Origin of the sequence: Georgfuchsia toluolica (assembly GCF_907163265.1) — a bacterium.
Taxonomy (GTDB): Bacteria; Pseudomonadota; Gammaproteobacteria; order Burkholderiales; family Rhodocyclaceae; genus Georgfuchsia; species Georgfuchsia toluolica.
The window spans coordinates 2,237,240-2,263,392 of sequence record NZ_CAJQUM010000001.1 but is presented as its reverse complement, the minus strand read 5'-3'; the positions used below and the strand labels follow the sequence as shown (position 1 = coordinate 2,263,392).

General features: G+C 59.1%; 25 protein-coding genes and 1 pseudogene. 12 read left to right on the top strand and 14 right to left on the bottom strand.

Features of this window, described 5'->3' with window-relative positions; translation table 11 throughout:
- Positions 1–14: 14 nt before the first annotated feature.
- Entirely contained in the window at positions 15–1,835 is a 1,821-nt protein-coding gene (recQ, locus tag K5E80_RS10635) for a DNA helicase RecQ (RefSeq protein WP_220636128.1), read from the top strand.
- Positions 1,836–2,018: 183 nt separating this feature from the next.
- On the opposite strand, the gene K5E80_RS10630 is transcribed toward recQ, so the two are convergent.
- The 14 genes from K5E80_RS10630 to K5E80_RS10565 all read right to left on the bottom strand — a co-directional run bounded on the left by K5E80_RS10630 (position 2,019) and on the right by K5E80_RS10565 (position 12,005).
- Positions 2,019–2,273, bottom strand: a complete 255-nt coding sequence (locus K5E80_RS10630; protein ID WP_220636127.1) for a hypothetical protein — start codon at positions 2,271–2,273, stop codon at positions 2,019–2,021.
- A 91-nt stretch (positions 2,274–2,364) separates the two neighbouring features.
- Complete coding sequence (locus tag K5E80_RS10625) at positions 2,365–2,727, bottom strand: transposase (RefSeq protein ID WP_220636126.1); 363 nt, start codon at positions 2,725–2,727, stop codon at positions 2,365–2,367.
- A 138-nt stretch (positions 2,728–2,865) separates the two neighbouring features.
- On the bottom strand, positions 2,866–4,170 hold the full coding sequence (gene hisD / locus K5E80_RS10620; protein ID WP_220636125.1) for a histidinol dehydrogenase: 1,305 nt from the start codon (positions 4,168–4,170) through the stop codon (positions 2,866–2,868).
- The gene (gene hisG, locus K5E80_RS10615; protein ID WP_220636124.1) at positions 4,167–4,805 is read right to left on the bottom strand and encodes an ATP phosphoribosyltransferase; all 639 of its coding nucleotides are present in this window, start codon (positions 4,803–4,805) and stop codon (positions 4,167–4,169) included. Before hisG ends, hisD begins: the two co-directional genes overlap by 4 nt.
- A gap of 40 nt (positions 4,806–4,845) precedes the next feature.
- A complete protein-coding gene (murA, locus tag K5E80_RS10610; RefSeq protein WP_220636123.1) occupies positions 4,846–6,096 on the bottom strand; it encodes a UDP-N-acetylglucosamine 1-carboxyvinyltransferase in 1,251 nt (416 codons plus the stop codon).
- Positions 6,089–6,334: a BolA family protein gene (locus K5E80_RS10605; protein WP_220636122.1), complete on the bottom strand. Its 246-nt coding sequence runs from the start codon at positions 6,332–6,334 to the stop codon at positions 6,089–6,091. The genes murA and K5E80_RS10605 overlap by 8 nt, the downstream gene beginning before the upstream one ends.
- A gap of 14 nt (positions 6,335–6,348) precedes the next feature.
- Complete coding sequence (locus K5E80_RS10600; RefSeq protein ID WP_220636121.1) at positions 6,349–7,104, bottom strand: ABC transporter permease; 756 nt, start codon at positions 7,102–7,104, stop codon at positions 6,349–6,351.
- 115 nt (positions 7,105–7,219) lie between these two features.
- On the bottom strand, positions 7,220–8,131 hold the full coding sequence (locus K5E80_RS10595) for an ABC transporter ATP-binding protein (RefSeq protein ID WP_220636120.1): 912 nt from the start codon (positions 8,129–8,131) through the stop codon (positions 7,220–7,222).
- Positions 8,132–8,169: 38 nt separating this feature from the next.
- Positions 8,170–8,451 carry an STAS domain-containing protein gene (locus tag K5E80_RS10590; protein WP_220636119.1) on the bottom strand — a complete coding sequence of 94 codons (282 nt, stop codon included), beginning with the start codon at positions 8,449–8,451 and terminating at the stop codon, positions 8,170–8,172.
- Positions 8,448–9,101, bottom strand: coding sequence for an MlaC/ttg2D family ABC transporter substrate-binding protein (locus K5E80_RS10585; protein ID WP_425514540.1), 654 nt, complete (start codon positions 9,099–9,101; stop codon positions 8,448–8,450). The genes K5E80_RS10590 and K5E80_RS10585 overlap by 4 nt, the downstream gene beginning before the upstream one ends.
- 2 nt (positions 9,102–9,103) lie before the next feature.
- Entirely contained in the window at positions 9,104–9,856 is a 753-nt protein-coding gene (locus tag K5E80_RS10580; protein WP_246590943.1) for an MlaA family lipoprotein, read from the bottom strand.
- Positions 9,857–9,919: 63 nt separating this feature from the next.
- Positions 9,920–10,393 carry an outer membrane lipid asymmetry maintenance protein MlaD gene (mlaD, locus tag K5E80_RS10575; RefSeq protein ID WP_220636117.1) on the bottom strand — a complete coding sequence of 158 codons (474 nt, stop codon included), beginning with the start codon at positions 10,391–10,393 and terminating at the stop codon, positions 9,920–9,922.
- Entirely contained in the window at positions 10,394–11,164 is a 771-nt protein-coding gene (gene mlaE / locus K5E80_RS10570) for a lipid asymmetry maintenance ABC transporter permease subunit MlaE (RefSeq protein WP_425514556.1), read from the bottom strand.
- Between the two features lie 25 nt (positions 11,165–11,189).
- The gene (locus K5E80_RS10565) at positions 11,190–12,005 is read right to left on the bottom strand and encodes an ABC transporter ATP-binding protein (protein WP_220636115.1); all 816 of its coding nucleotides are present in this window, start codon (positions 12,003–12,005) and stop codon (positions 11,190–11,192) included.
- A 52-nt stretch (positions 12,006–12,057) separates the two neighbouring features.
- Between K5E80_RS10565 and K5E80_RS10560 the strand changes: the two are divergent.
- From K5E80_RS10560 to K5E80_RS10515, 11 genes and pseudogenes are all read left to right on the top strand, one after another.
- Positions 12,058–12,975, top strand: a pseudogene (locus K5E80_RS10560) (sigma-54-dependent transcriptional regulator); the annotation flags it as partial.
- A 68-nt stretch (positions 12,976–13,043) separates the two neighbouring features.
- Positions 13,044–13,517, top strand: a complete 474-nt coding sequence (locus K5E80_RS17050) for an AAA-type ATPase lid domain-containing protein (RefSeq protein WP_484840041.1) — start codon at positions 13,044–13,046, stop codon at positions 13,515–13,517.
- Between the two features lie 151 nt (positions 13,518–13,668).
- Positions 13,669–15,090: an ExeA family protein gene (locus K5E80_RS10555; RefSeq protein WP_220636114.1), complete on the top strand. Its 1,422-nt coding sequence runs from the start codon at positions 13,669–13,671 to the stop codon at positions 15,088–15,090.
- A gap of 136 nt (positions 15,091–15,226) precedes the next feature.
- A complete protein-coding gene (locus tag K5E80_RS10550) occupies positions 15,227–17,041 on the top strand; it encodes a type II secretion system protein GspD (RefSeq protein ID WP_220636113.1) in 1,815 nt (604 codons plus the stop codon).
- Positions 17,038–18,351 (top strand): tetratricopeptide repeat protein, encoded by a 1,314-nt coding sequence (locus K5E80_RS10545; protein WP_220636112.1) that lies wholly within the window; start codon positions 17,038–17,040, stop codon positions 18,349–18,351. The genes K5E80_RS10550 and K5E80_RS10545 overlap by 4 nt, the downstream gene beginning before the upstream one ends.
- Before the next feature lie 41 nt (positions 18,352–18,392).
- Complete coding sequence (locus tag K5E80_RS10540; RefSeq protein ID WP_220636111.1) at positions 18,393–20,096, top strand: GspE/PulE family protein; 1,704 nt, start codon at positions 18,393–18,395, stop codon at positions 20,094–20,096.
- Positions 20,097–20,103: 7 nt separating this feature from the next.
- A complete protein-coding gene (locus K5E80_RS10535) occupies positions 20,104–21,306 on the top strand; it encodes a type II secretion system F family protein (protein ID WP_220636110.1) in 1,203 nt (400 codons plus the stop codon).
- Positions 21,306–22,850 carry a hypothetical protein gene (locus K5E80_RS10530; protein ID WP_220636109.1) on the top strand — a complete coding sequence of 515 codons (1,545 nt, stop codon included), beginning with the start codon at positions 21,306–21,308 and terminating at the stop codon, positions 22,848–22,850. Before K5E80_RS10535 ends, K5E80_RS10530 begins: the two co-directional genes overlap by 1 nt.
- Positions 22,851–22,898: 48 nt before the next feature.
- Positions 22,899–23,459, top strand: coding sequence for a hypothetical protein (locus K5E80_RS10525; protein WP_220636108.1), 561 nt, complete (start codon positions 22,899–22,901; stop codon positions 23,457–23,459).
- Positions 23,456–23,890 carry a hypothetical protein gene (locus K5E80_RS10520; RefSeq protein ID WP_220636107.1) on the top strand — a complete coding sequence of 145 codons (435 nt, stop codon included), beginning with the start codon at positions 23,456–23,458 and terminating at the stop codon, positions 23,888–23,890. Before K5E80_RS10525 ends, K5E80_RS10520 begins: the two co-directional genes overlap by 4 nt.
- Positions 23,891–23,901: 11 nt before the next feature.
- Positions 23,902–26,142 carry a hypothetical protein gene (locus K5E80_RS10515; protein WP_220636106.1) on the top strand — a complete coding sequence of 747 codons (2,241 nt, stop codon included), beginning with the start codon at positions 23,902–23,904 and terminating at the stop codon, positions 26,140–26,142.
- The last annotated feature ends 11 nt before the right edge of the window (positions 26,143–26,153 follow it).

Sequence of the window (26,153 nt, the reverse complement as noted above, 5' to 3'; positions counted from 1 at the left end):
AGGGCAACAACACCATGAGTAACGCCCGGCACATCCTCCACAGCGTTTTCGGTTATAGCGAGTTCCGTGGCGAACAGGCGGTGATCGTCGATCACGTCTTGCAGGGCGGCGATGCGCTGGTATTGATGCCCACCGGCGGCGGCAAGTCGCTGTGTTTTCAGATTCCGGCGCTGTTGCGATCCGGCTGCGGCATCGTCGTTTCGCCGCTGATCGCGCTGATGCAGGACCAGGTGGACGCCCTATTGCAATCCGGCGTCAAGGCCGCCTTTCTCAATTCGAGTCAGGACTTCGACACCGCAATCGCGACCGAACGCCGCTTGATGACGGGTGAGCTCGATCTGCTCTATGTCGCGCCGGAACGCCTGCTCACCGAGCGTTTCCTCGGCCTGCTCGACCAGCTCAGCGAACAGCAGCGCATCGCCTTGTTCGCCATCGACGAAGCGCACTGCGTCTCGCAATGGGGCCACGACTTCCGCCCCGAATACATCCAGCTCTCCGTGTTGCACGAGCGCTATCCGACAGTGCCGCGCATCGCCCTCACCGCCACGGCGGACGAACTGACCCGGCACGAAATCGTGCACCGCCTGGGCCTGAACGAAGCGCGCCGCTTCGTTGCCAGCTTCAACCGGCCCAATATCCGCTACAGCGTGATCGAGCGCGACAATCCGAGGAGGCAGTTGCAGGGTTTCCTCGCATCGCATCGCGGCGAGGCCGGCATTGTCTATTGCCTGTCGCGCAAGAAAGTGGATGAAACCGCCGCCTGGCTGCAGACACAGGGCTTCAATGCGCTGCCTTATCACGCCGGCCTCGATGCCGGGACGCGGCGTGCACACCAGCAGCGCTTCGTCCGCGACGATGGCGTCGTCATGGTCGCCACCATCGCCTTCGGCATGGGCATCGACAAGCCCGACGTGCGCTACGTTGCCCACCTCGATCTGCCCAAGAGCCTGGAAGCCTACTATCAGGAAACCGGCCGTGCCGGCCGCGACGGCGACCCCGCCGAAGCCTGGATGACCTACGGCCTCAATGACGTGGTGATCCACCGCCTGCGCATTGACGAATCCGCAGCCCCCGACGAACAGAAGCGCATCGAGCGGCAAAAGCTCGACGCCATGCTGGCCTACTGCGAGGCCGCTTCCTGCCGCCGTACCCTGCTGTTGCAATATTTTGGTGAAATTACAAGTGCTTGTAACAACTGCGACACCTGCGCCAGCCCGCCGCAACTGTGGGACGGCACCATTGCTTCGCAAAAGCTGCTCTCCGCCGTGCTGCGCACCGGCCAGCGCTTCGGCAGCGGCCACTTGATCGACTTGCTGCGCGGCAAGCTCAACCCCAGGATCAGCGAATACCGGCACGACCAACTGCCCACCTTCGGCGTCGGCAAGGACCTGGACGAATTTACCTGGCGCGCCGTCGCCCGCCAGTTGCTGGTGGGCGGCATTCTCCACGCCGATGCCCGGCACTTCGGCGCCATTACGCTCACCGAAGCCGCCCGCGCCGTGCTGAAGGGAGAAACCACGCTCATGCTGCGCCGGCCGCGCAAGCTCACGAGCGGCAAAGTGCCGCGTTACAGCCGCGACGACAAGAAAATCGATCTCGATATCGCCGACATGGGCCTGTTCGAGGCCTTGCGCGCATGGCGTTCGACAGAGGCAAAAGGGCAGGGCGTACCGGCTTACGTCATCATGCACGACCGCACGCTGCGCGAAATCGCCCGCACCCGCCCCGCGACACGGGACCAGCTGCTTGACCTTCCCGGCATCGGCGAAGCCAGGGCGGAGCACTACGGCGAAGCGCTGTTGCGGGTGATTGACGAAGCGGCAAGGGGAATGTGAACAGGCCCTGATTTGCCGCGCAAGCAGGAATCCAGCGTCTTTCAAGCCTTGTCGGGACTCGCCGCAGCGAACCCTCCTCGCTCGGCAGCGCAGAGGGGCTTATCCATGCTATGGTGATGATAATGCCACACAAGTACGCTTGTGGAATTTAATTCCAACATGCTTCCTTTAATCGTCATAGCGTTAAAGCTTAATTGTAGTGAAGATATTTTTCTTAATATTTACATTCACATGTGTCCGATTGATTTCATGAAAAATCATTTGTTTATCGATGGGCTTGCCTGAGAAGTCCAGTAGAGCATCAAACACGAGCTTATCGATTTGAGTTTTTTCAAACAAGTTGACCCCGATAATATTGAGCAAAAGCTGTGGAGATACCAGCAGATTCAAGTGTTTGCGGGCGATGATGACAATAAGATAGACGCTGACGGCGATCACAAATCTGTGACTTGACGGCGTTAATGGGGTTGCCGAAGAAATGTTTGATCGGCAAGTTTTGTTTGATCCACTTGAAGAAGGTCTCTACCGATCATCGATTGCGGTAGATCTCGGCAATGGTGAGTGCTGGCAGATCGGATCGATTGGTGAAGAACAGGAGGAACTTGTCTGTTTCGGGATCCCGATAGGAAACGCGGCGCAAGTGATCTGGATAGGCGAGCTTCGATTTGGGAGTAATGAGCAAGATACTTTGGTCGCTGCGCAGACCTGTCGATTTGTCGGCCTCGCACGAGGCGACCCGGGTGTAACGCGTATTGCCTTTGGCACGAACAAAGAAGAAGACATGGCGTTGGTGCAACGATTGCAGTCTGATGAAATCGAGATAGCCGCGGTCGACAACCACAATGGCGCCGGCAGGCCAATGGATCATATCGAGAATGTTGACGTCGTGCACCTTGCCGCCGCTTGGTCTTCGACAGGCACAGACCGAACGGAGCTGAAGGACTCAGGGCGAACGGATATATGAAAGACACTGGATTCCCGCCGGCGTGGGAATGACCGAAGGGAATCCCTGTGGGATGACGAGGGGCCGCTAGTCTTCGTACCGCAGTTCCGCCGCCCGCGCATGCGCGGTCAGTCCCTCCCCGCGTGCCAGCACCGAAGCGACCGGCCCAAGCTTGGCTGCGGCCGCAGCGGGAACCTCGATCAGGCTCGATCGCTTCTGGAAGTCGTAGACGCCGAGCGGGCTGGAGAAACGCGCGCTGCGCGAGGTCGGCAGCACATGGTCGGGGCCGGCGCAGTAATCCCCGATTGATTCCGACGTATGGGGCCCGATGAAAATGGCGCCGGCATGGCGGATTTTTTCCACCAACTGACGTGCCTCCTGCACCGACAATTCCAGATGCTCGGGGGCAATACGGTTGGCGACGGCACAGGCCTCGTCGAGATCGGCGACCTGGATCAGCGCGCCGCGGGAAGAGAGAGAGACGGCGATGGTTTCGCGCCGTGACATGGCCGGCAGCAGCCGGTTGATGCTCTGCACTACGCGATCTATGAAATCAGCATCGGGACAGAGCAATATCGACTGCGCCATTTCGTCGTGCTCGGCCTGGGCGAACAGATCCATCGCCACCCAATCCGGGTTGGTCGTGCCGTCGGCAATGACCAGCACTTCCGACGGCCCCGCCACCATGTCGATACCGACTACGCCGAAGACGCGGCGCTTGGCGCAGGCGACGTAGGCATTGCCGGGACCGACGATCTTGTCCACCTGCGGAATCGTCTCAGTGCCATAGGCCAGCGCGGCGACGGCCTGCGCGCCGCCGATAGTAAATACGCGATCCACCCCGGCCAGATGCGCGGCCGCCAGCACGAGCTGGTTTTTTTCGCCGCGCGGGGTCGGTACCACCATGATCAGTTCGCCGACACCGGCGACCTTGGCGGGAATCGCATTCATCAGCACCGACGAGGGATAGCTGGCCTTGCCGCCCGGCACATAGAGGCCAACGCGGTCGAGCGGCGTCACCTTCTGCCCGAGGCGCATGCCTTCGGCATCCTGATATTCCCACGAATCGGCCTTCTGATGCTCGTGATAGCTGCGGATACGTGCGGCGGCGATTTCGAGCGCCTGGCGGCGTTCGGCGTCGAGCGCGGCAAACGCCTGCGCCAGTTCCGCCTTGGGCAGTTCCAGCGCCGGCATCGACGCCGCAGCGAGCTGATCGAAACGCCGCGTGCAATCGAGCACGGCGTCGTCGCCTCGCTGCCTCACGTCGGCGATGATCTCCGCCACCGCCCGTTCAACGGATTCATCGGTCGAATCGTCGAAGACCAACAGGCGATCGAGCTTGGCCTGAAATTCCGGATCGCTGGTCGTCAGACGCCGGATCGAAACACTCATTTAATCGCGCTCTTGAAGGCTTCGATGATCGGCTGCAAGATGTCGTGTTTGACCTTGAGCGCGGCCTGGTTGACGATCAGGCGCGATGAAATCGGCATGATCTGCTCGACCTCGACCAGGTTATTGGCCTTCAGCGTGTTGCCGGAGGACACCAGATCGACGATGGCATCGGCCAACCCCACCAGCGGCGCCAGTTCCATCGAACCGTAGAGCTTGATCAGGTCGACATGCACACCCTTGGCGGCGAAGTGTTCGCGCGCAGTCAGTAAATATTTTGTGGCGATGCGCAGACGGGCACCGCGTTTCACCGCTGCCGCATAGTCGAAGCCGACGGGAGCTGCGACGCACATGCGGCAGCGCGCGATATTGAGATCGAGCGGCTGGTACAGTCCGGCGCCGCCGTGTTCGATCAGTACATCCTTGCCGGCGATGCCGATATCGGCCGCGCCGTATTGCACATAGGTCGGCACATCGGAAGCGCGCACGATGACCACGCCGACGTCGGCGCGATTGGTGCCGATGATCAGCTTGCGCGAATGCTCCGGATTTTCCGCCGGCACAATGCCCGCCGCAGCCAGCAGCGGCAGGGTTTCATCGAAAATGCGGCCCTTGGAGAGGGCGATGGTGATGCTCATGGGGAAACCTTAAAGGCTATTGTTTTTGAATGTTTTAATTCTACCGTACCCGCTTTACACGGGCGCCCAGCGCAGAGAGCTTCTGCTCCAGATGCTCGTAGCCACGATCAAGATGGTAGATGCGGTCGATCAGCGTCTCGCCCCGCGCGACCAGGCCGGCGATCACCAGCCCGGCCGAGGCGCGCAGGTCAGTCGCCATCACGGTGGCTCCTTCGAGCTTTTCCACGCCTTGCACCACCGCCGCATTGCCGTCGATCTTGATATCGGCGCCGAGCCGGATCAGTTCCACGGCGTGCATGAAGCGATTCTCGAAAATGGTTTCGCGGATGATCGCGGTGCCGTTGGCGACGGCATTGATGGCCATGAACTGAGCCTGCATATCAGTCGGGAAAGCCGGATAGGGGGCCGTGCGCAAACTCACCGAATTCAGCCGCGGCGGCGCCTTGAGACGAATTGAATCGCGCGTCGCGTCGACTTCGCAACCGGCATCCATCAACTTGTCGATCACGGCATCGAGATAGCTGGTCGAGGTACCGCTGAGACGGATATCGCCGCCGGTCGCAGCCGCCGCGCAGAGATAGGTACCGGTTTCGATGCGGTCCGGCATGATGCGATGCGTGGCGCCATGCAGGCGCCCGACGCCGCGTATGCGGATGACATCGGTGCCAGCGCCGGAAATTTGCGCGCCCATCGCCACCAGGCAGTTGGCCAGGTCGACCACCTCCGGTTCGCGCGCGGCATTCTCGATCACTGTTTCGCCCTCGGCGAGGCAGGCCGCCATCATCAGGTTTTCGGTACCGGTCACCGTCACCATGTCGGTGAACAGCCGCGCGCCTTTGAGGCAGGGCGAGCGCGCGTGCACATAACCGTGTTCGACCGACATTTCAGCGCCCATCGCGGATAAGCCCTTGATGTGCTGGTCCACCGGGCGGGCGCCGATGGCGCACCCGCCCGGCAGCGATACCTTGGCTTCGCCACAGCGGGCCACCAATGGCCCAAGCACGAGGATGGAAGCCCGCATGGTCTTGACCATCTCGTAGGGCGCGACCGGATTGTCGAGTCCAGCAGCATCAAGGATGATCGTATCGGTATCACGTGTCGCCACGACTCCCATCTGCTCCAGCAGACGCAGCATGGTATCGATATCGTTGAGCGCAGGAACATTGGTCAGGGTCAACGGCTCCCTGCTCAGAAGCGCAGCGCATAGCAACGGCAAAGCCGCGTTCTTGGCGCCGGATATGGCGACTTCACCCGACAAAACAACGCCGCCTTCAATCAGCAGCTTATCCACGAGTCGTCTTCCATTCGTCCGGGGTCAGGGTTTGCAGCGATAGCGCATGCAATTCGCCGGAATTGAGTTTGTGGAGCACGGTCTGGTAGACGCGCTGCTGCCGTTGCACCCGGTTCAATCCTTCGAATTCGGCGCTGACAATCAGCGCCTCGAAGTGCTGGCCGTCGCCTTTTACTGCAAGATGCTCACAGCCCAGGCCGGCCGCAACCCATTGTTCGATCTGTTTTGGATCAAGCATTTTCAATTCCTAATTTAGTTGCGTATTTTGTAGCCGCGCTTGAGCAGGTTCAACGCAATGGCGGCAAGCACGAGGTAGCAGGCCAGCACGACCAGCAGGCTGCGCCAGGGCGGAATATCGGAAACGCCGAAGAAACCATAGCGAAAGCCGTCGATCATATAGAGCACGGGATTGTAGCCCGACACCTGCTGCCAGAACTCTGACAGGGAATGAATGGAATAAAACACGCCGGAAAGGAAGGTGAGCGGCAGGATGAGGAAATTCTGGAAAGCGGCAAGCTGGTCGAACTTGTCCGCCCACAACCCGCCAATGAGGCCGAGCGTGCCCATTAACGCGCCGCCCAGCACCATGAATATCAAAATCCAGAGCGGGGCGACGAAGTCCAGCGGCGAGAACCACAATGAGACGGCGAGCACGAAAATGCCAACTACAAAGCCGCGCACCACTGAAGCGAGCACATAGGCTGCATAAAACGCAACATAGGAAATAGGCGGCAGGAGGACGAATATGAGGCTACCCGTCACCTTGGACTGGATGATCGAGGACGAGGAATTGGCAAAGGCATTCTGCAACACCGACATCATCACCAGGCCGGGAATCAGGAAGGAGGTGTAAGACAGCGAACCGTAAACCTTCACGTGATCGGACAGCACGTGGGAAAAAATAAGTTGATAGAGCAAGGAGGTCAGCGCCGGCGCAGCGACGGTCTGATAACCCACCTTCCAGAAACGCAGCACTTCCTTTTTTAGCAGCGTCAGAAAACTCGTCATTGGAGCACCTTTCCCCCATCCCCCTTCCCGAGCAAGCGGGTGACGGCGGTTCGCGGGCTGCGCCCGCTCCCTATGCTTGGCTGCACCGCCCTTGGGACGGCCCAGCGGGCGGCGCTCATGTCACCACCTCGCCGGAATGCATGAGCTTGACAAATACATCTTCCAGATCGGGCTTGCCGATTTCCATGTCTTCGATCACGCAGCCGGCGGCGCGCAGTTCCGCCAGCACGTTTTCCACTTCCTCAATATGCTCGCATTGCAGTTGCCATTGCGTGCCATTCTGTCGCGCGTGCTGTGCAATGCGTTCCGGCAGGACATCGCCCGGGCGCAGGCGCAAACTGAGCAGGTGCGAGGAAAATCGCCGCAGCAGCGCGGAAGTGGAATCCAGCGCGATCAGATACCCCGCCTTGAGCATGGCGATGCGGCCGCACTGGCTCTCGGCTTCTTCGAGATAGTGCGTCGTCAGCACAATGGTATGGCCATCCTCGTTGAGGCGGCGGATGAACTTCCACAGCGTTTGGCGCAACTCGACATCGACGCCCGCCGTCGGCTCGTCGAGCACGATCACCGGCGGCCGATGCACCAGCGCCTGCGCCACCAGCACGCGCCGCTTCATGCCGCCGGAAAGGCTGCGCATATTGGCATTGGCCTTGGCGTCGAGATCGAGGTTGGCGAGAATTTCGTCGATCCAGACGTCATTCTTGCGAATGCCGTAGTAACCTGACTGGAACTGCAGCGTTTCACGCACCGTAAAGAAGGGATCGAAAACGATTTCCTGCGGTACCACGCCGAGCAGGCGCCGCGAATTGCGGTAATCGGATTGGACATCATGGCCCATGACGACAATGCGGCCGCCGTCCGGTTTCACCAAACCGGCAATCGATGAAATCAAGGTGGTCTTGCCGGCGCCGTTGGGGCCAAGCAGGCCGAAAAACTCGCCCTGCCGGATCTCAAGATCGATTTGATCGAGCGCCAGGAGCTGTCCGTAGCGCTTTGTCACCTGGCTGATTCGAATGGCCGGCGGCATCGGGGCCTGTTCAGCTACCGCGACGACGGGAGCCTGATTCAGCTTGCGGGCAGCAGGTCACTGACGCCGTAAACCTGGGCGAGGCTGGAAAGGTTTTGTGGAAGGTTAACGATGCGGAGCGTCTTGCCCAGTCTTTGCGCCTCGCGCAGCCAGCCGAACACGATGGCAAGACCGGAGGAATCCACTTCCGTTACCGCGGCAAGATCGAAAGCCGTCACCGGACCGGCAATGAGCCTGGCGCCTTCTTCAAATAAGGCCTTTGCGCCGGTCAGGGTCATCGCACTGTTGACCCTGGCCAACTCTGCCGAAACTTCGATCATTTCTTGACCGTGGCGACAGGCGCCTGATTTTTTGCCTGCAGGGACTTGATCAGTCCGTCAATGCCGCCGCTGCTGATTTCCTGCTTGAACTGATCGCGATAGCTGGTCACCAGGCTAACGCCGGCGACAACGACGTCGTACACCTTCCATGCGCCATCGCCCTTTTGCAACGAATAATCGATGCTGACCGGCTTGGCGCCGGGCTGCTTGATCTCGGTGCGAACCAGGACATCGGTATCGCCCGGCGCCATCTTGAAGGGCTTGAAATGAATGGTCTGGTTCTTGTAGGCCGTCAGCGCATTGGCGTAGGTGCGTACCAGAAGGGCATGAAATTCGTCGGTCAACGTTTTTTTCTGCTCCGGCGTGGCACCGCGCCAGTCACGCCCCACTGCCAGCGCCGTCATGCGGTTGAAATCGAAATTGGGCAGCACTTTGGCCTCGATCAGTTCCACGGCCTTGCGGGTATCGCCGGACTGTATGCCCTTATCATTATGAATAATGTCGATCACTTCGCCGGAAACCTTCTTGACCAGGACATCCGGCGCCACCTCATCCGCCGTCGCAATAGCAGGTGCGGCCAGCAACAGGGACAGGCCGCACAGGGCAACCAGCATACGCAGCGATCGGAAAAGCAGTTGATGTGTCTTCATTTTCATTCCTCCGTACGGGATATCGCATAGACATCGCCGGCAATGGATTGGTTACGCGTGAATCTTGTATCCATCGGCAATGCCGAATCAAAATCCTCGCGTGGCGGAACACCGTCATAAATCAGGCTGCGGCGGCGTTGCAAATAAGCATCACGGATATAGGAATACTTGTCGAGCGCGGCTTCCTCGATAACCTTCTCGGCCGGCAGCAAGGCAGTCCGGTCGCTGATGATCCGCGTCGCCAGCAGGGAGTTGCGCACCGGGACATTGTGAATATTACCTACCGGATCGGCGTAGACATCAAGCGCCAGGCCGGCCGCATCGCGCACATCGCGCGGCCCCCAGAAAGGCACAACGAGATAGGCGCCGGGGCCGGCGCCCCAATGGCCGAAGGTCTGGCCGAAATCTTCTTCATGTTTTTCCAGACCGAAGTCGGTGGCGAAATCGATGAAGCCGAGAATGCCGATGGTGGAATTCACCAGTACGCGTCCGGCATCACTGGCGGCATCGCGTGCCTTGCCTTGCAACAGATCATTCACGCCGATGAACACATCGGCAATGTTGCCGAAGAAGTTGGAAACACCCGTCTTGGCGGGAACCGGCACGACGGCGTCGTAGCCTTTGGCAAGCGGTTTCAGGACCGCCTTGTCCACGCCTTCGTTAAGGGCAAAGACGGCGCGATTGAAACCCTCGATCGGATCCTTGGGATTGCCGGTTGTAGCGCAGCCCCCCAACACGGATACGGCTGCAAGCAATGCGCAGAATCCGATAAATCGTTTTCCCAAAACAGACTTCACTGTTGTTCCTCTCATCCTGCCTTACTTGGCTGCAGTAGTGCCTTCGGCTGCCTTGTTGAACATGAACTGACTGATCAGTTTCTCCAGCACGACCGCCGACTGTGTTTTCTTGATCGTTTCACCCGGTTTCAGCATCTCCGGATCGCCGCCGACCTCGAACCCGATGTACTGCTCACCCAGCAGCCCCGAGGTATTGATGGTGGCAAAAGTGTCGCGTGGAAACTGATAACGATTATCGACCGCCATCGATACCACCGCCAGATAATTTTGCGGATCGAACCGAATATCGGTAACCCGGCCCACTACCACGCCCGCACTCTTGATCGGCGCACGCACCTTGAGCCCGCCGATGTTATCAAACCTGGCCTGTAGTTGATAGGCTGAGCCAGCAGTAGCAGTATCGATGGTCCCGACCTTGAGCGAGAGAAAGCCCACGGCGGCAATGCCGGCGGCGACGAAAAATCCGACCCAAAGGTCGAGCGTGGCACGATTCATTTAAGTACCTCTGAACATGAAGGCGGTAAGCACAAAATCGGCGGCGAGAATCGCCAGCGAGGAAGTCACGACGGTGCGCGTCGTCGCGCCGGAAACCCCTTCCGCGGTCGGTTCGCAATCATAGCCCTCGAACACGGCAATCCAGGTCACGACGACGCCGAAGACACAGCTCTTGATGATGCCATTGACGATATCCTCGCGCACATCGACCGAAGCCTGCATCTGCGACCAGAAGGTCCCCTCATCGACGCCGATGTGCTGCACGCCGATCAGATAGCCGCCGAAAATCCCCATCGCCGAGAACAGCGCCGCCAAGAGCGGCATGGAAATCACGCCGGCCCAGAAACGCGGCGCCACGACGCGGGCAATCGGGTTGACGGCCATCATTTCCATTGCCGACAGTTGTTCGGTCGCCTTCATCAAGCCGATCTCGGCGGTAATGGCGGAACCGGCGCGGCTGGCGAACAGCAAGGCCGCAACCACAGGGCCAAGCTCGCGCACCAGCGTCAACGCCACCAGGGTGCCCAGGGCGGAAGCCGAGCCGAAACGCTGCAGGGTTTCATAGCCTTGCAAGCCGAGCACCATGCCAACGAACAGGCCCGAGACCAGGATGATGATCATCGACAGCACGCCGGCAAAGTAGATTTCGCGAATGGTCAGATGGAAGCGGCGCAACGAGGTTCCCGAATAGAGCAGCGTCGCGAAGAAAAAGCGGGCGGCAACCCCCAGGCGCCAGAGCCTGCTGGTCACCGAATGGCCGAGAAAGCGAATGAAACCAGCGAATTTGCCCAACACGTTACTGAACACGCGCCGCCCTCCCGAAAATATCCTTGGCATAAGCCGGCGCCGGATACTGGAACGCCACCGGGCCATCGGTTTCCCCCCACACAAACTGGTGCACATAGGGTTTGTCCGATTGGCGGATATCCTCCGCCGTGCCTTCGGCGACGATCTTGCCCTCCGACACAAAATAGATGTAGTCCACGATTCTTAGTGATTCCTGAACGTCATGGGTGACGATGATCGAACTGGCGCCCAGCGCGTCGTTCAGGGTACGGATCAATTGCCCGACCACCGCCAGTGAAATCGGATCGAGTCCGGCAAAGGGTTCGTCGTACATGATCAGCATCGGGTCGAGCGCGATGGCCCGCGCCAACGCGGCGCGGCGCGCCATGCCGCCGGAAAGCTCGGACGGCATCATGTCCTTCGCACCGGCAAGACCGACAGCGTTCAATTTCATCATCACCAGATCGTGAATCAGCGCTGCCGGCAGGTCGGTATGCTCGCGCATCTGGAAGGCGACGTTGTTGTAGACCGACAGATCGGTAAACAGGGCGCCGAACTGGAACAGCATGCCCATGCGGCGGCGCATGGCATACAGGCCTTCAGCATCGAGCTGGTCGACGCGCTGGCCCGCCACTACAACCTCGCCAGACGTCGCCTTGAGCTGACCGCCGATCAAACGCAAGGTCGTGGTCTTGCCGCCGCCACTGATGCCCATGATGGCGACCACCTTGCCGCGCGGGATCGTCATGTTGATCCCGGTCAGCACAGGTTGTCTGTCATAAGCAAAATTTACGTTGGTCAGTCTGACCAGAGGCTCTGCACTCATTGAAAACATGGCGGAAAATATCGGCGGATTCTAACAGACAGGCGCTTGCGCTATGATTGCTTCGATGAGCCCGTCTCAGCCTGCCATTTCGCACAAACCCGGTCTGCTGATCGTCGATGACGATCCTTTGATCGTCGACACGTTGAACTTTGTCCTGTCGGCCGACTTCGATGTATTCACATCCGCTTCGCGCGAAGCCTGCATAAGGCAACTGCGCGACGCGCCCCAGCCGCCCTCCCTGGCCCTGGTCGACCTCGGCCTGCCGCCGCGGCCACATCGTCCGGAGGAGGGTTTTGCGCTGATTAGCGAGCTTCTTGCGCACTCGCCCGACATGAAAATCTTTGTCCTGTCGGGCCAGAACGATGAAGCCAACGCACGTCATGCGCGCACTATCGGCGCCATCGAATTTATCGCCAAACCGGCAGACCCGGCAAATATCCGGCATTTGCTCCTCGCTGCCTTGTCATTCGGCGATTCGGCACAGCGCAGTAAACCGGAGGTCGCCGGCAAGGCTACCCTGATCGGCGAAAGCCTGCCGCTACAGAAGCTGCGCACCCAGATCCGGCAATTTGCCGATTCACCCTTCCCGGTACTCATTGAAGGCGAATCCGGCAGCGGCAAGGAAATCGTCGCCACCAGCCTGCATGAATTTTCAGTGCGCCGCGATAAACCCTACTTCGCGCTGAATTGCGCCGCCATCGCGCCGACCCTGGTGGAGCCCACCCTGTTCGGCTATGCGCGCGGCGCCTTTACCGGGGCTGCCAATGCCAAATCCGGCTACTTCGAAGATGCGGCCGACGGCACCCTGTTTCTTGACGAGATCGGCGAACTGCCGCTGGAATTGCAATCAAAGCTGCTGCGCGTGCTCGAGAACGGCGAATTTCAGCGCGTTGGCGAAACCCTGACGCGCAAAAGCCGCGCTCGCGTGATTGCGGCAACCAATCGCGACCTGCGCCGTGAAGTAAAGGAAGGCCGCTTCCGTACCGACCTTTATCATCGGCTCTCCGTATTTACCCTGGATGTTCCCCCTTGCGCGAGATGGGGCGCGATCGCCTTGCCCTGCTCGACCACTTCCGTAACCTCTATGCTCCTGGCGGCAATACCCCATCGTTCCGCCTGTCAGAAGATGCCGAACAGCAGTGGTTGCTGTATGCCTTCCCCGGCAATGTGCGTGAATTGCGCAACATCGTGATCCGTCTCACCGCCAAGCATGCCGGCAATGTCGTGAGCGCCGGGGATCTGGCAGCCGAATTCGACACCCTGAATGAATCGTCCCCGGCATCGCCGACAAGTCACTCCGATCTCGTTTCAACCCTGAGCCAGGAGATACAGGAAAACCCGGGCTTCAGCCTTGATACCTCGTTAAGGCGCTGGGAACAGGCTTATATCGAAGCAGCGCAACGCATCGCACATGGCAATATCAGTCAGGCAGCCCGCATACTCGGGCTTAACAGAACCACCCTGTACAACCGCATGGAAGCGCTCTCGCGCAACTCGGCCGAGACTCAATAGCGCGCATGGTACCCAACGCCACTCCTGAGGATGAAAATGCGCAAAGGCAAAATTACCCCCCCCCACCCCCGCCCCAAGGCGGGGCTACCGGTCGGCTCGCTGCGCTCGGTGGTTATACCCGGCTCTGTTTCCGCTTTTTCACGTTAAAGCCATGTATCTCGATCATTTCGGCCTCGCCGAACCGCCGTTCCGCATCACACCGCACACGGAATTTTTCTTTTCCGGGGCCAACCGCGGCTCCACGCTGGATGCATTGCTCTATGCCGCCACCCATGATGAAGGCATCATCAAAATCAGCGGCGAAGTCGGCAGCGGCAAGACCATGCTCTGCCGCGTCCTCATGGAACGCATGCCCGAGCAGGTTGCCATTGTTTACCTGAGCAACCCTTCGCTTTCGCGCGATGACATTTTCTACGCCATCGCCGACGAACTGGCGCTGACGCTGCCGGAAAATGCCCGCGCCAGCGCCGTTCTCAAGCTATTGCAGAACCACCTGATCAGCCTGCATGCGGAAGGCAGGCGCGTGGTTGTCCTGATCGACGAAGCGCACGCCATGCCGGCGGAAACGCTGGAGCAGATCCGTCTCCTCTCCAACCTCGAAACGAACCACAACAAACTGCTGCAACTGGTGTTATTCGGGCAACCGGAATTGAACGACATATTGGCGCGCGCCGACATGCGCCAGCTGAAGGAGCGGATCACCCACAATTTCATGCTCGAACCGCTGGTGCGCGACGACGTCGCCGAATACATGGAGTTTCGCATGCGGGCCGCGGGCTACAAGGGGCCGAATGTCTTCAGCCCGGCTGCCAACAGGCTGATTCACGATGCCTCCAGGGGCCTGACGCGGCGCATCAACATTCTTGCCGACAAGTCCTTGCTGGCGGCTTTTGCCAGTGGCACGCACCAGATCACCATCAAGGAAGTCCGTGCCGCCATCCGCGACTGCGACTTCAGTACCGCCACGGCTGCCCGGCGTCCGTCACGGAAGTGGCTGCTGGCTGGGGCGCTCGCGATTGGCTTTGTCATTATTGCAGCCGCAGCCACGACTTACCTCGCTCTCGGAGCATCGGCCGCCGCGCCACCTTCTGGCGCCACTCCGGCGCCGCCTGTCGTGCCAATCTCGGCCACCCCCAATGCGGCGGTCACGGCTCCGGTTGCCACGCCGCCCGCTGAAAAGCCTGCCCTTCTCCCCCTCTCCCCCATCCCTTCTCCGACGAGGGGTGAGGGGAGCGCCGCAAGCCGCTCCACGGCTTCAAGTCTGGCGGAGCAAGCCCTGGATCGTGGCAAGACATGGCTTGCCACTGCCCCCGACGAGCGCTGGTTCCTGCAGTTGTATGCCGTGGATGCGGACCAAGCCGGCAATGTCGAGTCCTACCTGCGCCGCCTCGGCGAAACGGTAGATCGCGAAGCCATACATGCCTACCGTTCCGATTTGAGCGGCAAGATGCGCTACGGTGTGATTTATGGCGATTACGCCACACTCGCTGCCGCGTGGGCCGCCGCCGGGAATCTGCCGGCCTGGGTACAGGTCACACATCCTTATCCGCGTCAGGTAAGACGATTACGCTAAATTCCAATGGATTAAACTGCGAGGTAACAGGAAAAGGCAGGGGTTTACCGGCATGTCCCAACACAAGCCTCTGAGTTAAAAACAAAAACAAACTGTTAAGATGTCGGGGTAAGCATCTTCGGACAAGGGATCGCGCGTGCTCGGTCACAATCAGAAAATTACGCTGCTGGCATCCCTGCTGCTGGCCGCCTGCAATCATGCGCCCGTACAGGCCCCTGCCAGCGGCCACTTGCAACAGTCCGACGTCGTCGCCTCCAGCGCGGCGGCAGCAATCCCGCCACCGGTACAGAGCAGCGTTGCGCTGCCGCGTCCCAAGCCGGCGCCCAAGGTCGAAACCTACAGCGTCGTGGTGCAAAATCTCCCCGCACAGGATCTCCTGTTCGCCCTGGCGCGCGATGCGAAATTGAATGTCGATGTTCATCCCGGCATCAACGGCACGGTCACGCTGAACGCCATCAACCAGACCCTGCAACAGTTGCTGACGCGCATTTCCAAACAAGTCGACATGCGCTGGGAACTTGACGGCCCGAATTTGATCGTCACGCCCGATACGCCTTATCTGCGCACCTACACGGTCGACTACGTCAATATGACGCGCGATACCTCGGTCAGCACTTCGGTTAATTCTCAGGTCAGCTCTGGGACAACAACCGGTTCCGGTTCTGGTTCTGGCTCTGGTTCGAGCGGCAACAGTTCAACGACCAAGATCGACAATACGTCGAAGAATCGCTTCTGGGAAACTCTGGAAAAAAACCTAAATGATATTTTGGGTGAAGAAGACAAGTATCTTTGGGAGGTATCTTGCAAAGCGAGCGCAGAAGGGAAAAAGTCTTCTTCTGGCCAAGCATCTGGTTCTGCTTCTCTAAAATCCGAACCCAGCCGTACGGACGTTCAAGCTAACGTCGGGGCAGATAGCAATGATTCTGTTGCAAGTAGCAAGCAAAATGCTTGCGGGCACCTAAAAGAAGCAAAACTAGTAATTGTCAATCCTGAAACTGGTATGGTTGCCGCGAGAGCATCGTCGCGCCAGCATGAAAAAATCATCGAGTTCCTCGACAGCGTAATGAACAGCGCGCGCCGCCAGGTGATGATCGAAGCCACCATTGTCCAAGTCGATTTGAACGAGGGATACCAGCAGGGCATTGATTGGTCGAGGCTCAGATCTGATGGCAGCGGATTTAGCCTGTCACTTCCCACGCTCAGCAGCGGCCAGAGTTCCATCACCCCATTTACCTTGTCCCGAACCGACAACTCAAGCCCATTGAATCTCACGCAGACCGTAAATTTGTTGAGCAACTTCGGAACGATCAAGGTTCTTTCCAGCCCAAAGCTTTCAGTGCTGAACAACCAGACCGCTGTACTCAAGGTGGTTAACAACATTATTTACTTCACCATCGTCTCCAACGTCGCGGCGGGCAATTCCGGCGCTGCGCAAACAGCGACAACCGCAACTCCGCAAACGGTCTCGGTTGGTCTCGTGATGTCAGTAACGCCGCAGGTTGCTTCAGACCGTTCCATCATCCTGAATGTTCGGCCTTCGATTTCGGCAATTTCCGGCTTTGTGACAGACCCCAGCCCCGGCTTGGCAGTGCCCAATCAGGTACCGCAAATCCAAACCAGTGAAATCGAATCCATCATGCGCCTTAACGATGGCGATATAGCGGTACTGGGCGGTTTGATGCAGGAACGCGGCGATTACGAGACCGGCAAGGTCCCCGGTGCCGGGGATATTCCATTTTGGGGCGAGATATTCACCAAGCGCAACAACGCGACCACCAAATCCGAGCTTGTAGTTTTCCTGCGTCCAGTGGTTGTCGAAAACCCCAGCATGATCGGCGATTACCGCACGCTCAAAAAATACTTGCCCGGCCGCAATTTCAACGCCCCACCGGTACACTCCAAGCAGTTCGAGCCTCCATTCGGTATCGACCCCCAGGAGGCAAGCCATTGAGCCTGCTGATGGACGCGTTGAAGAAGGCAGAGCTTGCCAAACGCAAGGCCGAGGTCGAAAGCGCAGCGCCAGCTCCAGCTTCCTCTGAGCCAGCTTCACTTTCCCCTGCTACTGAGAAGTCCGTGCCCGAATCAATTGCCTTCGAGCCGCAACTGCTAGACAACGGGTTTTCGGATACACCGGCTGCCGGCCTGGAGCAGCCGGTCGAACCAGCACCGTCACTGGCCATTGCCCCAGAAGACTTGCTCGCTTTGCAGAAAATCGGCGTTCCCTATGAGCGGCGGCGGCATAAGCGGCAGCTTCACCTACAGCCTGCCGAGGCCGCACACGCCGGCAGCGCCGGAGGCGATGTCACAGAGCGCAAAGCTATACATAATCTGTTTGAAACCAAACAGTCGCCAGCTTCACGCCGGACCTTCGCCATCACCGTCGGCATCATCACGCTCCTTGCCGTTGCCGGCATCGGCGGGTATTTCTGGTATGAACTGCAACCGAAATCAAGTCTCCAGGCAGGTGCCGGCCTCAATATCAAGCAGCCTCCTGCCACGCCCGGCATCCCCCTCGCGGCGACACCAGCTCCAGCGGGCGGCGCGTCCGCAATCCCGGGCCTGGCGACGCCATCCGAGTCTCCGGACAAGGGTCAAACCAGGTTGGCGCGCGAGATCGTTGAGCCCCAGCCAGCCAGGCCGCCGGCAGTCACTCCCATGAAGAAGCTGTTCCAGTTGAGCAAGGCCGCAGAGGCGCGAACCGACCCGGCGCTGGAACGCGGCTATGGCGCCTTGAATCGCGGCGACACGGCCACCGCAAAAACCGCTTATGAGCAGGCGCTCGGCAATGACCCGCGCAATACCGACGCCCTGTCCGGGCTGGCCGTTCTCGCGCAACGCGCAGGCAATCCCGATCAGGCCGCCGATTACTACCTGCGCCTGCTTGAGGCCGATCCGCACAATGCATTTGCGCAGGCCGGTCTGATCGGCCTGCATACGCAGCTAAACCCGGCCGAGGCTGAGATGCGCCTGAAACAGGCGCTCGCCACGCAACCCGATTCGGCGCCATTGAACTTCGGCCTGGGCAATTTGTGCGCGGCGGCCAAGCGCTGGCCGGAAGCGCAGCAGGCCTATTTCAAGGCGGTGACAGCCGACCCGGGCAACCCTGATTATCTTTTCAATCTGGCCGTCAGCCTGGACCAATTACGGCAACCCCGGCTGGCGGCCAACTATTACGCGCAGGCCATTGCCGCAGCCGGGAACCGACCTGCCGGTTTCGACCTGGGCAGAGCGGATGAACGATTGCGGCAATTGCAGCAATAAACCATTTGGCATTACCTGAAACCCCGCCCCGTCCTTCTCGCATGAATGCCACCAACAAAAAACCCATCGGTCAAACCCTGATCACGCAAGGCGTCATCAGCGAAGACCAGTTGCGCATCGCGCTGCAGGAGCAGACCAAGTCGAAACTGCCGCTGGGCAAACAACTGGTCGTTCTTGGTTTTCTTTCCGAAGCGACGTTGCGCGATGCGTTGAGCAAGTCGCTCGGGCAGAAGTCGATTGATCTTTCGAACGCGATTGTCGACGCCACAGCCTTGGCGCTGGTGCCGCGCGATCTGGCCAAGCGGCATACCATCCTGCCGCTCGATTACGCGGCCGATCAACACCGGCTGACCATCGCCACCGCCGACTTGAACGACATCGTTGCCCTCGACAAGCTGCGGACGCTGGTGCCGCAAGAGCTGATCATCGACACCTTGCTGGCAGGCGAATCGGAAATCTCGCGCGCCATCGACCAGTACTACGGGCACGAACTGTCGATCGACGGCATTCTCAACGAAATCGAAACCGGCGAGATCGACTATCGTTCGTTATCGGCTTCGTTCGACGAATACAGCCAGCCGGTGGTGCGCCTGGTCGATGCCCTGCTCACCGACGCCGTAAAACGCGAGGCATCCGATATCCACTTCGAGCCGGAGACGAGCTTTCTGCGCATCCGCTATCGCGTCGACGGCATCCTGCGTCAGATCCGCGCCCTGCACAAATCGTACTGGGCTGCCATGGCGGTGCGGCTCAAGGTGATTGCCGGCATGAACATCGCCGAAACCCGCGCCCCGCAGGATGGCCGCATCACGCTCAACATCAGCGGCCGCCAGATCGACTTTCGCGTCTCCGTGCAACCGACGATTCACGGCGAAAATATCGTGCTGCGGATTCTCGACCGGCAAAAGAGCATCGTCGCGCTCGATGGCATCGGTCTTGATGAAGAGCAACTCGACCAGTTGAAGCTGATGATCGCGCGGCCGGAAGGCATCATCATCGTCACCGGCCCCACCGGCAGCGGCAAGACCACCACGCTGTATTCGATGCTGAATCACATCAACCAGGAGGGGGTCAACATCATGACCCTCGAAGATCCGGTCGAATATCCGATGGCGATGATCCGTCAGACCTCGGTGGCGGAAGCGGCCAAGCTCGACTTCGCCAATGGCATCCGTTCCATGATGCGACAGGATCCGGACGTGATTCTGGTCGGCGAGATTCGCGATGCCGACACGGCGGAAATGGCCTTCCGCGCCGCCATGACCGGCCATCAGGTGTATTCGACGCTGCACACCAACTCCGCTATCGGCGCCATTCCACGCCTGCTCGATATCGGCGTGCTGCCCGACATCATGGCCGGCAACATCATCGGCGTCGTCGCCCAGCGCCTGGTGCGGCATCTGTGCGTGCATTGCCGCCGCACCTACGCCGCCGAGCCGCACGAAACGCGCCTGCTCGGAATGACACGGAGCGGCGATGCGCATCCCGTGCTCTACCGCTCCACCGGCTGCGAACGCTGCGACTTCCTGGGTTATCGCGGACGCATCGCCATCATGGAACTGCTGCGCATGGATGGCGATCTCGACGAGTTGATCGCACGGCGCGCGACCCTGCGCGAAATTCGCGGCGTGGCCATCGAAAAAGGCTTCCATCCGCTGGCAGAGAATGGCCTGCAGCGCGTCCTGGATGGATCGACCTCGCTCGAAGAACTCGGCCGCGTCATCGATCTCACACAGAGGGTGTAGCGCAACCATGGCGATATATCGCTACAAGGCAATGACGGCGGCCGGGCGCACGGTATTCGGCCGTCTCGATGCCGTCAACATGATCGACCTGGAAATGCGCCTGAAGCGCATGGACCTGGATTTCATCAACGGCGACCCGGTCAAGGAAGGACAAGGCTTTACCCGTGCCAGGATCAGCCGCGTCGAACTGATCAATTTCTGTTTTTATATGGAGCAGCTCACCCGTGCCGGCGTACCCATCATCGAGGGCCTCGCCGACTTGCGTGACAGCATGGAAAATCCGCGCTTCCGCGAAGTCACCGCCAGCATGATCGAAAGCATCAACGGCGGCAAAACGGTTTCCGAAGCCATGGCAGAATATCCTTCGATATTCGATGACGTGTTCATCAGCCTCATCAAGGCGGGTGAAGATACCGGTAATTTGCAGGACGTGCTGAAAAACCTAACCGAATCGCTCAAGTGGCAGGATGAACTGGCGGCACAAACCCAAAAGCTCATCATGTATCCGGCATTCATGGGTGTCGTGGTGATCGGCGTCATTTTTTTCATGATGATCTACCTGGTGCCGAAAATGGTCGGCTTCATCAGGAACATGGGCCAGCAGCTGCCCATGCAAACCAAGATTCTGATCGCCACCTCGGAAGCCTTTGTGAACTACTGGTACCTGATCATCGGCATCCCCATCGTTGCCGCCGTCGCAATCAACGTTTCCATCCGCGCCAACCCCAATGCGCGCCGGGCATTCGATGGCTTCAAGCTGAGGGTTCCGATGGTCGGCGACATCCTGCGCAAAATCATCCTGTCGCGCTTTGCCGGCATCTTTGCCATGATGTATGGCTCTGGCATTTCCATCCTCGACTCGATCAAGGCGACGGAAAAAGTGGTCGGCAATGTCGTCATGAAGGAGGCGCTGCAACAAGTAGGGCAGCTCATCTCGGATGGCAAGAATGTGACCGCGGCCTTCCAGAGCGTCGGTCTGTTTCCACCACTGGTGATCCGCATGCTGCGCGTCGGCGAAAATACCGGCGGGCTCGATACCGCACTGATGAACGTCAGCTATTTTTACAACCGCGACGTCAGGGAATCGATCGGGCGGGTGCAGGCCATGATCGAGCCTGCCATGACGGTGACGGTCGGCATCATTCTGGGCTGGGTTATGCTGTCGGTGCTCGGTCCGATTTATGACACGATTTCCAAGCTGAAATTCTAATGCCGCAACGACGACTGCTTCTGCTGGAAGCCAACCGACTCTCTGCCTGGCACTGGCAGGGCGGCCATTTGCATGCCGAGCAGAACTTCGCGTCTGATTCCACCGGCCACGAAGCCTTCGCGAAATACCTCGCCGCCCATGGCAACTCGATCTTTTCCATCATGGCGGATGTCCCGGAAGAAGGTTTCCAGATAGAAGACATCCCCTTCGTCAGCGGCAAGGATCGAAACGCACTGACACAACGCCGCCTCGCGCAATACTATTACGGCACTCCCTTTGCCCTGGCGACTTCGCTGGGACGACAAAAGAGCGGACGGCGCGACGAGAAAATGCTGTTTACCGCGCTTACCCAACCGCGTCACCTGGAGCCGTGGCTTGCTGCCCTGCGCGCGGCGGAGAGGCGGCTCGCCGGCATTTACTCGGCCTCGTTGGCACTTACCGCCCTGCTGCACCACCTCAAATTGCCCGGGCCGCGGCTGGTCCTCTGGCTCACCCGCAGTGGCATCAGGCAAACCTTCATCAATGATGGCAAGCTGTACTTTTCGCGCCTGACGACGCTGGCCGCCGACACGCCGGAAGAAGTCGCCGTTGCCTGCGCCGTTGAAGCGGGGAAGATTTACCAGTACCTGGCGGGACAGCGCCTGATCGACCGTAGCGCCACACTGCAAGCATTGATACTGGCGCACCCCGATCAATTCAGCATTCTGCGCGCCCATTGCCGGCCTTCCGCGGAGCTTGCCTTCGAATACATCGATCTGCTGAGCGAAGCCAGAAAAGCCGGCCTGAAAACTCCGCCACGGGATTCGCATTGCGAATTGCTGCTACTGCATCAATTGGTGCTCCGCCCGCCTGGGCAACAATTCGCGCACCCTGCCGAACTGCATTTTTTCCGCCTCTGGCAGTTGCGCTCGGGGCTGGTCGCGGCAGCGGCGATCATTTTCTTGATCTGCCTGCTTTACGCGGCAAAGCAGTATTGGGACGTCAACACCCTGCAGGAAAATACTCTCCAGATGGCAGAGCAAACACAAGTCGACGAGAACAAATACCAGGCAGTCATGAAGTCGCTGCCACTGTTACCGATCAGCACCGAGAACATGCGCGCGCTGGTAACCCGTTTTGAGGAACTTGACAAACGCTCGCCCCTGATGGAGACCATGTGCATTCCATTGAGCCGGGCGCTCGATGCCATGCCGGGCATCGAGCTTCAGCGCATCTCATGGCAACTGTCAGCAAAACTTCCGCCGTCGACAGAACAAGTTTCCGGTGTTTTGAAGCAACCGCCCTTGAACGTCAGCGGAAGCTACTACGCCATCGCCGAAATCAATGTCCATTTGCCTGTCGCGCTGGCCAATGACCATCGTGCCCTGCTGCAACTGGTCAACCAGTTTGTCACCGAACTGGGCAAGGAAAAATCGCTCGGTGTGCAAATAACGCAACTGCCTTTCGACGCCGAATCCGGCAAAACCATCAAGAGTTCCGACGAGCCTACCCTGGGCCACGCCGAGGCACCGAAGTTTTCCTTCCGCCTGGTGCAGGGATTCTGACGTGATCACTTTGACCAAAAAGGACTGGCCGAAGCTGCAATGGGGGTCGTGCTGTTTATTGTGCTCGCGGCTGCCGGAGCTGCCATCGCCGCCCTTTCCGGCAAGGCGGTGAACGATGCCAACAAGGCCAACCAGCAAGCAAAGACAGCCAAAGACACGGCGCGCAGCAAGGTTGCGCGCGCCGCCGAAGAAGCGTCGACGCTGCGGGAAAAGATCGTAGTCTACCAGGCCCTACAATCGCGCGGCATCATCGGTCAGGAACATCGCCTCGACTGGATCGAAAAAATCCGCAAGATCAAGGAGGCGCACAAGCTGCTCGATCTGAATTACGAACTTGGGCCGCAGCAACCCATCAAGGCAGACGTGGTCGCCCCCAGCGGCAATGCTTTCGACATCATGGCCAGCCCGATGAAACTGCAAATGGCGCTCTTGCATGAGGACGACCTGCTCGGACTGCTATCCGATCTGCGTAACGGCATCCAGGGCTACATCCGCGTCAACCACTGCGACATCGAGCGGGCGGGCGCAGCGCCACCCGCCGCCGGTCCAACGGCCCAGTTGCGCGCAAAATGCGACATCGACTGGATCACCGTGCGGGAGAAATCATGAAAACTCCGCACCGTGCCGCGCTGATCCTGGTCGCGCTGGCAATTCTTGCGCCATGGGCGCAGGCGGAAGAAAAGCTCGGTCGCCTGTTCCTGACGCCTGAACGTCGCGCCATGCTCGAACAGCAGCGCCAATTCAACCTGCAGGAACAAAAAACCCTGGAAGGGGCAACCATTCGACTGGATGGCGTGGTTGTGCGCAGTACAGGGAAAAAGACCATCTGGATCAACGGCCAGGCCCAGAACGATAACAGCAGTCTTGGCGTCGAGACGCGCGTTGCGCCCAACGATCCGGGCCGGGCCAGGCTGACCGAGAGCAATGAACACCAGACCAGTCTGCGCGTCGGACAAAAAATCAATCGCGCCACGCAGGAAATCAACGACGGCCTCGACGGCGGCCGAATCGAGGTCAACCCGCTACCCGGGCGACGCTGAGAGGGACATTCATGAGGCGACATATCTCGCCGCACTCAGCAGGCCGTTCGCAGCAACGCGGTTATGCCCTCCTTATCATGCTAGTGCTGGTGACGATGGGCATCCTGTTTACCCTCGTCAGTCAACTTGATGTGGTAAGCATGAAGTGGGGCCGTTCGCAGAATACCCAAGCCACGCTGTTGCAGGCGAAGGAAGCACTGATCGGATATGCCGCGACTTATCGCGACACGCACGCAGGGGAGGTCTTTGGTTATCTTCCGTGCCCTGACGCAGATGGCGATGGAGCTGCGGAAACGTCCAATACCGACGGCACTTGCGGAGGTTCCGACCAAGCCGTGGTCGGCTTGTTGCCCTATAAAACACTTGGCCTCGGTGATCTACGCGACGCCAGCGGCGAATGTCTTTGGTATGCGGTGTCGCCCGGCCAGAAAGCCAGCATGAACAAAGTGGAGCCGATGAACTGGGATACGCGAGGGCAGATCAAAATCTTCGATAGCGACGGCACGACGGTCTTGGCCGACCCAGCCGACGGCATCGAGGGCGGCGCGGTGGCAGTGATCTTCGCGGCGTCCCCCCCGCTGACTGTCAATGCCACGGGCCGGGGAGGCAACTCCAACAACGTCTGTGGCAATAACGGCAAAGCCGTCTGGGCAGCCTATCTGGAATCCGCGGCTTTCGATTCAAATGGCAACTCAACAGCCAGTCCGTTGATCGTGACCAGAGGAACCATCGACGGCGTCAGCAACAATGACCAGATCACATGGATTACGCCGAAGGAGATTTTCGACAGGGTCAAAAAGCGTAGCGACCAAGGCGGAGTCAACGCGCTATCGACAGCGGCCGCAACGTCTTTGACAGCAAAAATCAACACCGATCTGGTAACGAGTGCCGCGCCAGCAAGCGCGCTACCTGCTACCGATTACGCCACCATTAGCGGCCCGACGCCCTATGCAGGCTATGTAGGCACATTACCGAGCCTGACCATCAGCAGCGACCCTAACAATATCCTGAATACTTTTCTCGACAATTGGAGCAATCAGTACCGCTATGTCGTTTGCAGCAATCTCTGCGGCTATTGCCTGAACGTAGGGGGGCAGAGTTGTAACGGCGCACTGCTGTTCGGTGCAGAGAACCCCGCCGGGGGACCGCGCCCGGTGCAACCGACTCAGTTGACAGATTTATTCGAAACTGACGGGGCAACAAATGGCGATGGCAAAGGCGCGCTTGGCCTCGCCAATGGTACTTCCAACCTCTTTAGCGGCACCTCTGCCTATTCAAGTGGAGCGGCCGACGTGGGAGTCTGTCTGGCGCCCAGCAGCGCAAAACCCATTACTTTCAATTGTAGCCTCACCAATTTCCTGGAGGCTGCGCCCACGAATCTGGTCACCATTTCCGGCCAGAATATTACTTTGGGTAAAGTGGACATCACGACAAACAATGGCTATTCCTCCAGTAATCTGTTCGGTTGTGCATGGTCGAACGACGTGTTGACTTTCGGCGCTGGGCTGCGAACTTATTTCAACTTCGTCATCAGCAACAGCGGGCGCGGTTTCACCCTTTCGATCATCGATGCTATCAAGTACCCCGCTTCGACTGCACCTTGTGGCCGTTCCGATCAGTATCTGGGGTACGCGGGGAACAATGGGGTATCCTCGCCGATAGACCCGCCCAAGATAGGACTTGAAATCCATACAACGACATCCACATCTTCAAGTTCTCAAGGTGGTCCGGGCTACCGTCATGCGGCTTTGGTATATTGGGGCAACAACAATATCTCAGCCGATAATGATGACAACATACATGGCGCTATCAATACGGTTGCCGGCTATCCATCAAATCCGAAAAACCGGGTTGACGACCCCGCCTCCACCGGCGTATCCGGCAACCTTGGTCCAACGCCGTCGGGCAGTGGCGTCTTGGTCACCGGCATTACCGTGCATGTGCGAATCGATATCGTGCGCTCCTACGATGCTTCCGCGCATCAGGGAAGCTATAACATCAAGGCATGGTTGGTAAAAAGCCCTACTGCGGCGCAACTTGCCGATCTGCAAAACATCACCCAGGATTTCATCTCAAGCACATCCGGTAGTCTGGCAACAACTGTTTCAGACGCCTTCACCACGCTGGACCTGCCGACCGGCGCCACGTCGGATCCCGAAGCATTGCAAAAGATCAGGATAGGGTTTACCAATGCCCAAGGAGCCAGCGACCAGGTAATTACCCTCCAGAATTTTGGGGCACTGTCTCGCTAAGCCATAGTTAT

Excerpts from the sequence above, each read along its gene's own strand:
- recQ (WP_220636128.1), top strand. The coding sequence starts at position 15 with ATGAGTAACGCCCGGCACATCCTCCACAGCGTTTTCGGTTATAGCGAG.
- hisD (WP_220636125.1), bottom strand. The coding sequence starts at position 4,170 with ATGAGTGTTTCGATCCGGCGTCTGACGACCAGCGATCCGGAATTTCAG.
- hisG (WP_220636124.1), bottom strand. The coding sequence starts at position 4,805 with ATGAGCATCACCATCGCCCTCTCCAAGGGCCGCATTTTCGATGAAACC.
- K5E80_RS10605 (WP_220636122.1), bottom strand. The coding sequence starts at position 6,334 with ATGCTTGATCCAAAACAGATCGAACAATGGGTTGCGGCCGGCCTGGGC.
- K5E80_RS10600 (WP_220636121.1), bottom strand. The coding sequence starts at position 7,104 with ATGACGAGTTTTCTGACGCTGCTAAAAAAGGAAGTGCTGCGTTTCTGG.
- K5E80_RS10595 (WP_220636120.1), bottom strand. The coding sequence starts at position 8,131 with ATGCCGCCGGCCATTCGAATCAGCCAGGTGACAAAGCGCTACGGACAG.
- K5E80_RS10590 (WP_220636119.1), bottom strand. The coding sequence starts at position 8,451 with ATGATCGAAGTTTCGGCAGAGTTGGCCAGGGTCAACAGTGCGATGACC.
- K5E80_RS10585 (WP_425514540.1), bottom strand. The coding sequence starts at position 9,101 with ATGAAGACACATCAACTGCTTTTCCGATCGCTGCGTATGCTGGTTGCC.
- mlaD (WP_220636117.1), bottom strand. The coding sequence starts at position 10,393 with ATGAATCGTGCCACGCTCGACCTTTGGGTCGGATTTTTCGTCGCCGCC.
- K5E80_RS10565 (WP_220636115.1), bottom strand. The coding sequence starts at position 12,005 with ATGAGTGCAGAGCCTCTGGTCAGACTGACCAACGTAAATTTTGCTTAT.
- K5E80_RS17050 (WP_484840041.1), top strand. The coding sequence starts at position 13,044 with ATGGGGCGCGATCGCCTTGCCCTGCTCGACCACTTCCGTAACCTCTAT.
- K5E80_RS10555 (WP_220636114.1), top strand. The coding sequence starts at position 13,669 with ATGTATCTCGATCATTTCGGCCTCGCCGAACCGCCGTTCCGCATCACA.
- K5E80_RS10540 (WP_220636111.1), top strand. The coding sequence starts at position 18,393 with ATGAATGCCACCAACAAAAAACCCATCGGTCAAACCCTGATCACGCAA.
- K5E80_RS10535 (WP_220636110.1), top strand. The coding sequence starts at position 20,104 with ATGGCGATATATCGCTACAAGGCAATGACGGCGGCCGGGCGCACGGTA.
- K5E80_RS10530 (WP_220636109.1), top strand. The coding sequence starts at position 21,306 with ATGCCGCAACGACGACTGCTTCTGCTGGAAGCCAACCGACTCTCTGCC.
- K5E80_RS10520 (WP_220636107.1), top strand. The coding sequence starts at position 23,456 with ATGAAAACTCCGCACCGTGCCGCGCTGATCCTGGTCGCGCTGGCAATT.
- K5E80_RS10515 (WP_220636106.1), top strand. The coding sequence starts at position 23,902 with ATGAGGCGACATATCTCGCCGCACTCAGCAGGCCGTTCGCAGCAACGC.